We start from the raw sequence: 812 nt of genomic DNA, 5'->3' as shown, positions 1-812 counted from the left end.
TTTTCATTGCTTGATTGTAAGTAAAAATTATAATAATCTCCCATATTAAGTATAGAATTAAATCCCATACTAATACCTGCTCTAATATCCCCTGCACTTTTAATACCATAATTATCAGCATATAATAATACATTAGCCTTAGTATCAGGCACTACTTCTATAACTACATCAGTTTCACCTACATTCTCCCCTGCTTGTAAACCTGCTAGGGTTTGTACTCCATACATTTCATTGACTTTATATACACTATCTTCTATGAGTTTAGTAGAGATGATTTTGCCTTTGATGTTTTCATTAAGCTTACTCTCTATGAAATGATCTTTTATAGTAGTTTTATTCTTTATTATATACTTACCTAATGTTCCTAAGGCTATGTTTATTTGAATACTATCTTCAAATTCTTGTTGAGGCACATAAGCTGTTGCTGCAGGATAGCCATTAACTTGGAAATAATAAGCAATGATATTAGATATATCTTGTAAATCTTGTAAGCTAAATTTTTTAGTGTTAAACTCACTAATAAGTAATTGCAAATCTTCTTCTTTAATACCTAGCTTTTTAAAGCTAGTGTTTTCATTAGTGATAACAAATTTGTATTTGGTTATGACTTGTTTAGTAGTAGTATTAGTTTGATTACTTGAGTTAGTAGAGTTATTATTAGAACTATTACTTGTTTGGTTATTTGGATTACTTGTATTATTGTTGGTATTGACTTGATTGTTTAATTTGGTAGTATTAAAACTATTATTAGTTGCATTAGAATTATTGTTTGTTTTATCATTTATACTAGAGTTAGTGTTAGCTTTATCATT

The 812-nt window shown here is 27.7% G+C and carries 1 protein-coding gene; it reads right to left on the bottom strand.

Translation table 11 applies throughout. From position 1 onward, the window contains the following. The coding region (locus tag L8X40_RS08370; protein WP_318530031.1) for a POTRA domain-containing protein at positions 1-812 on the bottom strand (812 nt) is incomplete at both ends.

It is taken from the genome of Campylobacter sp. CNRCH_2013_0855 (assembly GCF_025773025.1).
GTDB lineage: Bacteria > Campylobacterota > Campylobacteria > Campylobacterales > Campylobacteraceae > Campylobacter_D > Campylobacter_D jejuni_C.
The sequence above is the reverse complement of the archived record's forward strand: the minus strand, read 5'-3'. Positions and strand labels throughout refer to the sequence as shown.